Genomic DNA, 8,835 nt, shown 5'->3' on the forward strand with positions numbered 1-8,835 from the left:
TAATTCTTAAATCTTTAACTTGATTAATTTATTTATCTGATAAAGCAAATTTTAGACCAGAGTTACTGAAAGAAATATTAGGTTAAATAACAAATTTATACAGCAATAGAAAATTAATACAAATATCACCGCCATTTCGTTCCATGAGAAATGAGCGTATTGCGGAATACCTTGCCAACTATATATCACTAACATCAAAACCTAAATATCGAAGTTACTTGCCAAAGATTCCCGCCTCCGCGGGAATGACGATTTAATCCTGAATCCATTCAGTCGTTCGTGGAAATGACGGTTAGATTGAACTGTCGCCATATCTCAGAAATGACGAATAAAAACTTGTCATTCCGTAAAGCGGGAACGTGCGTGTTGCAAAATCTCCACCCAACAACTCAGAACCAGTATAAAAACTGATTTTACTCTGACTTTCTGGCATAATAACCAACAAATAAATTAATCCCATTTTGCATGTCTCAACATAACTTAAAACAAAGATTCCGTGGTTATTACCCAGTTGTTATTGATGTCGAAACCGCAGGTTTTGATCCTAACCAAAATGCGTTATTAGAAATAGCAGCAACAGTTACTGAGATGGATGAAGACGGTTTTTTACACCCTGGTGAAACCATTCAGTTTAATATAGAACCATTTGAAGGCTCCACTTTAGAACCTGCGGCACTTGAGTTTAATGGCATAGATCCAACCAATCCACTACGTGGTGCAGTGAGCGAGAAAGAAGCGTTAACCGAAATATTTAAACTGGTGCGCAAACGCCAAAAACATTACGACTGCCAGCGAGCCGTAATGGTCGCGCATAATTCTGCATTTGATATGTCTTTTGTTAATGCGGCAATTAAACGGGCAAATATTAAACGTGTGCCTTTTCATCCGTTTGTTTCTTTTGATACCACCAGCCTTGCAGGGTTAACACTAGGGCAAACAGTTTTAGTAAAAGCGTGTCAGGCTGCGGGAATAGAATTTGATAACAAACAAGCCCATAGCGCGTTATACGATACAGAAAAAACAGCTGAGCTATTTTGTTATATGGTAAACCAATGGAAACAACTTGGTGGCTGGCCGTTAAACAATACGGACTCTGAAACAGAATAATAACGCCTTGTCTATTCTGCTTTAAACTCAAATCTTTGATAAAAATGCATAAAAAAAGCAGTGTTTTTTCAAACACTGCTTTTTTATTGTTAACTTTTTAAAAGAATCTTAGTTCGATTTGTAAGCGTCGTTATGAACAGACGATACCGCACGACCAGATGGGTCAGCCATTTTAGAGAAGCTTTCATCCCAAGCTAATGCTTCTGGTGTACTACAAGCAACTGATTTACCGCCCGGTACACATTCAGCACATGAAGGATGTGGGAAGTGTTCTTCAAAAATGCTTCTGTAATAATAAGCTTCTTTAGTATCCGGCGTATTATGCGGGAATCTGTGTTCAGCATTTGCTAGCTGATCATCAGAAACATTCGCTGCACAGTGCTCTTTTAAGCTATCAATCCAGCTATAACCTACACCATCACTAAATTGCTCTTTTTGACGCCATAAAACTTCATCCGGCAAATAACCTTCTTTAAAAGCTTCACGTAAAATGCTTTTCTCTGGCTTACCGTTTTTACACATTTTAGCTTCTGGGTTAATACGCATTGCCACATCCATGAATTCTTTATCAAGGAAAGGTACACGTGATTCAACACCCCAAGCAGACATTGCTTTGTTTGCACGTAAACAGTCAAACATGTGTAGTTTGTTTAATTTACGGTTAAGCTCTTCATGAAACTCTTTTGCATTTGGCGCTTTATGGAAATATAAATAACCACCAAAAATTTCATCCGCACCTTCACCAGAAAGTACCATTTTGATGCCCATCGCTTTAATTTTACGAGCCATTAAATACATTGGCGTTGATGCACGAATTGTTGTTACATCATACGTTTCAAGGTGATAGATAACATCTTTAACTGCATCAATACCATCTTGAATGGTATAAGTCATTTCGTGGTGAACAGTACCAATTGCATCAGCTACTTTTTTAGCCGCTTTTAAATCTGGTGCACCTTCTAAACCAACTGCAAATGAATGAAGTTTTGGCCACCAAGCATCGTTTTGGTCGTCTTCTTCAATCCGTTTTGCGGCAAATTTTTGAGTGATAGAAGAAATAACAGACGAATCTAAACCACCAGATAATAATACACCGTAAGGTACATCTGACATTAAATGTGATTTAACTGCTTTTTCTAATGCTTTGTTAATGTCTTCAGGGTTAGCTGAATTATCTTTAACTGCATCGTATTCCATCCAGTCACGCTTATAATATTTGCGTAACTCACCATCTGCGCTATGTAAATAGTGTCCCGGAGGGAACTCTTTAATAGATTTACAAACAGGTACAAGTGACTTCATTTCAGAAGCTACATAGAAGTTACCGTGCTCATCCCAACCCATATAGAGTGGGATAATACCAATATGGTCACGCGCAACTAAATATTCATTTTTAGTTTCATCATAAAGAATAAAAGCAAACATACCTTTAAGTTCATCAATAAACTCAATGCCTTTTTCTTTATATTTAGCCAAAATAATTTCGCAGTCTGATTTAGTTTGGAACTGAAAATCAACTGTTAAATTTTTCTCTAGCTCTTTGTGATTATAAATTTCGCCGTTAACCGCTAAAACATGATTTCGATTTGGATTGAAGAGAGGTTGGTCGCCTGAATTTACATCAACAATAGCTAAGCGCTCATGCGCTAAGATTGCATTATCACTAGAATAGATACCTGACCAGTCAGGGCCACGATGGCGCATTAATTTAGACAGCTCTTTAGCTGTTTCTCTCAATTCAGCTCGATCTGTTTTTAAATCGAGAATACCGAAAATTGAACACATAGAGTTTATTACTCCCTCTTCAATCAATAAATCTTAAAAGTTTCGAAATCACCGAGTTAATTACTCGAAATCTGGGCTAGTCAGCATATTCATAAAAAAATAGAATACAAGAATATATTGCCGTTTTGACTTAATTTTTTTAGTTAATTTGGGCTTTTTGTACAAATTCAAGCGCAACAGCCGTTTTTTTGTACATTTACCTGCATTTATATGCCTGACGAAAGCATTTGATTATATCAAAGCCAAATCCGCATTAACATCATATTTAGATTTTAGTTTGTAGAGTGGTTGAGCGAAGGTTGAACATAAGCCACCAAGAAGGTTTTAGATTTTAGGGAGACTATGCACTTTTTAAATCGAAAATAAAAATCGTCATTCCCTGTGGTGGGGTTTAGCGAAGCATGAGCGTAAGCCACCAAACACCAGAACGAATTACGGAATCGGCTCGCAACGACTCTGCACTGGCATAAAATTCAAACAGCACAACAGCTTGCCTGTGATTCTCGGTAACTGTTCCTGACGTTACCCTACTTCCTAAATCCATTTAGTCACCATGTCTCGGGAATGAGATTAATATATGTTTATAAACCTAGCGTCCTATAAACCTCCCCCTAGAAAACTAGCATCTAAAACTAATTTAGGTTTAAAATAGCAGCAGAATTATCTTATTAAACAGACCAAATACAGGAAACTCTATGTCATTCGATTTTGATCACATTATTGACCGTAAACCCACGCATTCTTTTAAATGGGATAAATACCAAGGGCAAGATGTGATCCCAATGTGGGTGGCTGATGCCGAATTTAAGCCACCACAAGCTGTTATTGATGCAATAAAAGAGCGTACTGAACATGGTATTTTAGGCTATACCCTGCCTTATGATGAATTAAACCAAAGTGTGGTTGACTGGGTTGCCAAACAACATAACTGGCATATTTTGCCAGACTGGATTGTCTGGACTCCCGGTGTTGTTCCTGCGTTTAACGTAGCCTGTAAAGCCTATTGTGAGCCGGGCGATAAAGTATTAATTCAAGTGCCTAATTATCCGCCCTTATTAAAAGCACCATCGCTAAACCAGTGTGAACGAGTTGACATTCCAAGTGTATTAATTGATGGCCGCTGGCAATTAGATTTAGTCGAGCTAGAAAAACAAGCAGCCGATCCAAAATGTAAACTCTTTATTATGTGTAACCCTATGAACCCTTGTGGTTCAGTTATGACAGAACAAGAGTTAAAACAAGTTGCAGAAATTTGCCTGCGCCATAATGTTTTATTATGTTCTGATGAAATTCATTGTGACCTCATTTTAGAAGAAGGTGTAAAGCATATTCCGGCACCTGCCCTGCCTGAAATAGAAGGTCGCGCAATTAGCTTAATGGCACCTAGCAAAACCTTTAATATCGCAGGTTTAGGCGCATCATTCGCAATTATTCCAGACAGCCGGGTTCGTATGCAGTTTAGAAACGCAGCACTTGGCATTGTTCCTTGGGTACAGGTATTAGGATTAGTCGCAACCGAAGCTGCATTTAATCATGGCCACGACTGGCACAAAGCCTTAATTGAATATTTACGTCAAAACCGAGATTATTTATACCAAGAGATTAATTCACTAAAAGGGATGAAGCTCACTAAAGCAGATGCAACCTTTTTAGCTTGGATTGATTGCAGCGAGTTAGGTGTAGAAGATGTACAAAGCTTTTTTGAAAATGCTGGGGTTGGTCCATCTCCCGGTCGGGATTTTGGCGAACCAGAATACGCCCGTATCAATTTTGCTTGTTCTCGCACACAATTAATTGAAGCCGTTGAGCGTATAAAAAAAGCACATGCTCAACTATCATTATAAAACCGCCATAAATTCAGTAAGCATTCTGAATTGGCAATTTTAAATTAAGGGGTAATCAGGCGCAGTATCTGCGCCTGATAAATTAAAATTATGGTTACAGAATCGCAAGCTTATATAGAGTTAATCGGCTATTTCACCGAAAACGTCGTCTTGTTTGAGCAATCAGCAGACAATAACAATGCACCAACCGTTGGTGAATTAATAGAAACTCAAATATCTGAAAATGTAATGGCATTTTTTGAGCAAAACCCAGACTTACCGCAAGATGTTCGTTTAGATGTTGTTCGCGAAGCCGATACAATCGTTGTCGATTTAGAAGAGTTTTTATCACGCCGTTTAACCCAAAAAGCGACACAGGATCAACAAGCATTTATTGTTGAATTTGCAGCCTTAATTAAAAATTTATTCGACTCGGCTTTTATTTAAGCCGAGTCAAACTCACTGTAAAAACCAAATTGTGAATAAACCGGATAAACCCGGTTTTTTTTATTGTATCTGAACTAAAATTCTCTAGAATACGCCGAAATTACATTTTATAAATTGATGGAGTGTTCCTGCATTGACCGATTCTTCACGCAAAATCAAATTACATGGTTTTAATAACTTAACTAAAAGTTTGAGCTTTTCTATATATGACATCAGCTGGGCTCGCAGCGAAGCGCACCGTGGCGAATATATAGAATATATTGATGAACAATATAACGCAGATCGTTTAACTGATATTTTAAACGAGGTTGTCGAAATTATTGGCGCCAATGTATTAAACATTGCCAGACAGGATTATGACCCTCAAGGTGCCAGTGTAACGATTTTAATTAGTGAAGAGCCTGTGCTTAACGCTTCACAAGTTAATAATGATGAAACGCCAGGTCCACTGCCTGACTCGGTAGTTGCGCATTTAGACAAAAGCCATATTTGTGTACACACCTATCCTGAAAGCCACCCTCAAAATGGGATCAGCACATTCAGAGCCGACATTGAAGTATCAACCTGCGGCATTATTTCACCATTAAAAGCATTAAACTTTTTAATTCACTCGTTTGACTCAGACGTAGTCACCATTGACTATCGTGTACGTGGTTTTACCCGAGATGTAACCGGCAAAAAACACTACATTGATCATGATATCAGCTCAATTCAAAACTATATGTCAGAAGATATTCACGATTTATACGACATGATTGACGTAAATGTATATCAGGAAAATATCTTCCATACCAAAATGGTTTTAAAAGAGTTTGATTTAGACCATTACTTATTTGGCACAGGTACTGAAGAAATGGGCGAAGCAGAAATTAAAGATGCCAAAAAAATGCTGCAAAAAGAAATTCAGGAAATTTTTTACGCCCGTAATATCCCTAACTTATAATTTTATACCTGCTCTTATACTAATCCCTGCTTTGGCAGGGATTTTCAAAAGCTTGTCATTCCGCTGTAGGGTGGTTTAGCGAAGTATGAGCGTAAGCCACCAAACACCAGCACGTGTTACGGAATACTTCCCAGTAACACAGCTACCAGCATACAGACAAAGCTTAAAATTCTGCTTTAAGCTTTTCCAATACCTGATTAGCTAATTTAACAGCCATTTCAACCGAATCAGACTCCGCATAACACCTTAATTCAGGCGCGTTGCCCGATGGTCGTAAATGTACAATATTACCGTCGGCTAAAGTTAATCTTAATCCATCAGTCGTGTTTACATTGGCAATAGTTGGCGCTTCAAATCCTAACTTTTTCAATAATGCTTCCGGCTTGTCTTTAGCTTGATTAATAATGGTAAGACTTTTTTCGGTCGCAAAATTTTGAATTCGGTCACTATGAGTATATCTGGCTGGTAATACATCTAACAAACTGACTACGGTTTTCTCCTTACTTGCCGCTAATAACATTAACGCAGGTAAAACCGCATCACGCGTAGGCAAGGCTTTTAAAGTTTGGCCATTTATTTGAATATCAGATCCCAATAAAAACCCGCCGTTGGCTTCAAAACCAGCAACCGAGCTAAATTCCTGATTCAATTGCTCAAACTCAGCAATAACATAAGGTGAACCAATACTAGTACGTTCTACTTTTTTAAATACACAACTTAACTCAATTGCCGTATTACAACTTACTGGCACAGCTAAAGCATCAATATTTAAAGCTTGAGCACATAACAAACCTAAAATATCACCACGCAGCCATTTGCCATCTTCGCCCGCTAATAAAGGTCTGTCACCATCACCATCGGTAGAAAATATTAAATCAAAACCAAACTCTTTTGACCAAGCAAGTGCTTTTTCTTTATCTGCTTCTGATACTGCTTCGGTATCAATTGGTACAAATTGGTCACTTCGCTCAAGCGGCGTAACTTTAGCACCTAACTGAGTAAATAAATCCTGATATAAATCCCGCCCAGCACTAGAGTGCTCATAAATACCAATATGTTTACCGGCCAAAAAAGATTGATCAAATAAACGGGTATAACGCGCAATATATAATTGAGCGGCTGCAGTGTCTGTAATCAATTCAGGTAAATCGGTTAAGGCCGTAAATTCAACTGCCGCAGTATTAATAGTTTGCTCTTCTGCTTTGGTAATTTCACCATCTGGGCGATAAAACTTTAAGCCATTACGATCAAAAGGAATATGGCTACCAGTCACCATAATTGACGGAATATCAGCTTGCATAGCTGCATAAGCTAAAGCCGGGGTCGGCACAACACCATAATATACTGTTTTTAAATTAGCCTGCTCTAATGCGGCGCTACAAGCCTGCGCCATTGCATAGCTGCTAGGGCGATTATCGATTGCAATTGCAATCGTATCAAACTCAAAATTTTGCTGCATAGCTGCAATAAAAGCATGAGTAAAAGCTGCACAAACATCAGCAGTAAAATCAGTTACTAAGCCACGCGCACCACTCGTACCAAATTTTACGCCCGAGTTTTCCAATACATTTTTTGTTATTAATTGAGTCATAAGTCTCCAACCTTAATTTTGTCTTCCAATTTTGAGCGATTTATAAATAACAGACAGGAATAATCTAAACCTAAGCAATAATAATGAATTTAAGTTTACCTTTTTTTGCGCTTAGGTTTAGCTTTTTTATGAGAAGTATTACGATTTTTATGCAGGATTCTTTTTAACCGTTACAACCGTTATTCTAACGACTGAACCTACTCAGTGAGCATCTATAAGAGCTAGGGTCTTTTTTAGTGAGTCACAAAAAATTACTTTAATAACATAACGCCTGCATGGCACTAATACCTCATTCAACCGGACAAGGGTATCTTAAATACCTATGCCCTAGTAAGTGCTTAAGATGTAAAATAATCCTTAGTATAAGGATGAACAAGGTTACTATCTTTAATCTCTGAAAGAGAAAACCAATGGTAACTCTCGTGCTGAGCATTATTTAACTGCACTTCATTTAATTTTAATTTATACGCCAAAACAATATAGTGAGTACTAATACTATTCTCGACAAAACTATCATCATAAAAATGCTGGTAAATACCCTCAAATACAGCTTTATCGAAAACGATCGTATTACCTAACTCAGCTTTGGTAATACGACTAAAAGCAGCTTCTAATGTTTCGCCTTTATAAATACGTCCGCCAGGTACAAACCAATAATTTTGCGCCGGTTTATTAATACGTTTACCTAATAAAAATTCACTCTGTGCATTTTCAATAATTAAATCAATTGAAATCAGAGGGGCATTGGCTATAACAGTTTTAAAAACTTCTTTATCTAAAAACATAAACTTGCCGGCATAAGACTTTGGATCACTAAGATTCCCGCCTCGATAACTACTTCCTGCGTTATTCTACCTCCTGAATCCATTCAGTCGTTCGCGGGAATGACGGTTAATATTCGCCCCAGAGACCTAACATCTAGCAGTGCAGCGCTGTAGGTACAGCACCCTCAAAAACTAAGCTCTGCCGTATCTGTCTTCAAAACGGACAATGTCATCTTCACCTAAATACGAGCCTGACTGCACTTCTATTAATTCCAAAGGTACTTTACCTGGGTTTTCCAACGCATGGATAACACCAACCGGTATATAAGTTGATTGGTTTTCTGTCAGTAAAATTTCATTTTCACCATTGGTCAC

At 37.9% G+C, this 8,835-nt stretch carries 7 protein-coding genes and 1 pseudogene; 4 read left to right on the forward strand and 4 right to left on the reverse strand.

Annotation, left to right across the window (positions count from 1 at the left end):
- The first annotated feature begins 465 nt into the window (after positions 1 to 465).
- Positions 466 to 1,107: a ribonuclease T gene (gene rnt / locus N7931_RS05140; RefSeq protein WP_262792417.1), complete on the forward strand. Its 642-nt coding sequence runs from the start codon at positions 466 to 468 to the stop codon at positions 1,105 to 1,107.
- Between the two features lie 108 nt (positions 1,108 to 1,215).
- Here rnt and asnB read toward each other — a convergent pair whose 3' ends face one another.
- Positions 1,216 to 2,892, reverse strand: coding sequence for an asparagine synthase B (gene asnB / locus N7931_RS05145; protein ID WP_262792419.1), 1,677 nt, complete (start codon positions 2,890 to 2,892; stop codon positions 1,216 to 1,218).
- Positions 2,893 to 3,587: 695 nt separating this feature from the next.
- On the opposite strand from asnB, the gene N7931_RS05150 reads away from it, so the two are divergent.
- The 3 genes from N7931_RS05150 (at position 3,588) to speD (ending at position 6,105) form a co-directional block, all read left to right on the forward strand.
- Positions 3,588 to 4,736 carry a MalY/PatB family protein gene (locus tag N7931_RS05150; RefSeq protein WP_262792421.1) on the forward strand — a complete coding sequence of 383 codons (1,149 nt, stop codon included), beginning with the start codon at positions 3,588 to 3,590 and terminating at the stop codon, positions 4,734 to 4,736.
- Between the two features lie 90 nt (positions 4,737 to 4,826).
- Positions 4,827 to 5,162, forward strand: coding sequence for a DUF3802 family protein (locus N7931_RS05155; RefSeq protein WP_262792422.1), 336 nt, complete (start codon positions 4,827 to 4,829; stop codon positions 5,160 to 5,162).
- A 133-nt stretch (positions 5,163 to 5,295) separates the two neighbouring features.
- Complete coding sequence (gene speD, locus N7931_RS05160) at positions 5,296 to 6,105, forward strand: adenosylmethionine decarboxylase (RefSeq protein WP_262792423.1); 810 nt, start codon at positions 5,296 to 5,298, stop codon at positions 6,103 to 6,105.
- A 163-nt stretch (positions 6,106 to 6,268) separates the two neighbouring features.
- Here speD and N7931_RS05165 read toward each other — a convergent pair whose 3' ends face one another.
- The 3 genes and pseudogenes from N7931_RS05165 to cpsB form a co-directional block, all read right to left on the reverse strand.
- Positions 6,269 to 7,696, reverse strand: a complete 1,428-nt coding sequence (locus tag N7931_RS05165) for a phosphomannomutase (RefSeq protein ID WP_262792424.1) — start codon at positions 7,694 to 7,696, stop codon at positions 6,269 to 6,271.
- A 338-nt stretch (positions 7,697 to 8,034) separates the two neighbouring features.
- Complete coding sequence (locus N7931_RS05170; RefSeq protein ID WP_262792425.1) at positions 8,035 to 8,481, reverse strand: GDP-mannose mannosyl hydrolase; 447 nt, start codon at positions 8,479 to 8,481, stop codon at positions 8,035 to 8,037.
- 171 nt (positions 8,482 to 8,652) lie between these two features.
- Positions 8,653 to 8,835, reverse strand: a pseudogene (gene cpsB, locus N7931_RS05175) (mannose-1-phosphate guanylyltransferase/mannose-6-phosphate isomerase); the annotation flags it as partial.

This window comes from Catenovulum sp. 2E275 (assembly GCF_025515275.1).
Lineage (GTDB): Bacteria > Pseudomonadota > Gammaproteobacteria > Enterobacterales > Alteromonadaceae > Catenovulum.

Coding starts and splice junctions, on each gene's coding strand:
- N7931_RS05165 (WP_262792424.1), bottom strand. CDS start 7,696: ATGACTCAATTAATAACAAAAAATGTATTGGAAAACTCGGGCGTAAAA.
- asnB (WP_262792419.1), bottom strand. CDS start 2,892: ATGTGTTCAATTTTCGGTATTCTCGATTTAAAAACAGATCGAGCTGAA.
- rnt (WP_262792417.1), top strand. CDS start 466: ATGTCTCAACATAACTTAAAACAAAGATTCCGTGGTTATTACCCAGTT.
- N7931_RS05150 (WP_262792421.1), top strand. CDS start 3,588: ATGTCATTCGATTTTGATCACATTATTGACCGTAAACCCACGCATTCT.
- N7931_RS05170 (WP_262792425.1), bottom strand. CDS start 8,481: ATGTTTTTAGATAAAGAAGTTTTTAAAACTGTTATAGCCAATGCCCCT.
- N7931_RS05155 (WP_262792422.1), top strand. CDS start 4,827: ATGGTTACAGAATCGCAAGCTTATATAGAGTTAATCGGCTATTTCACC.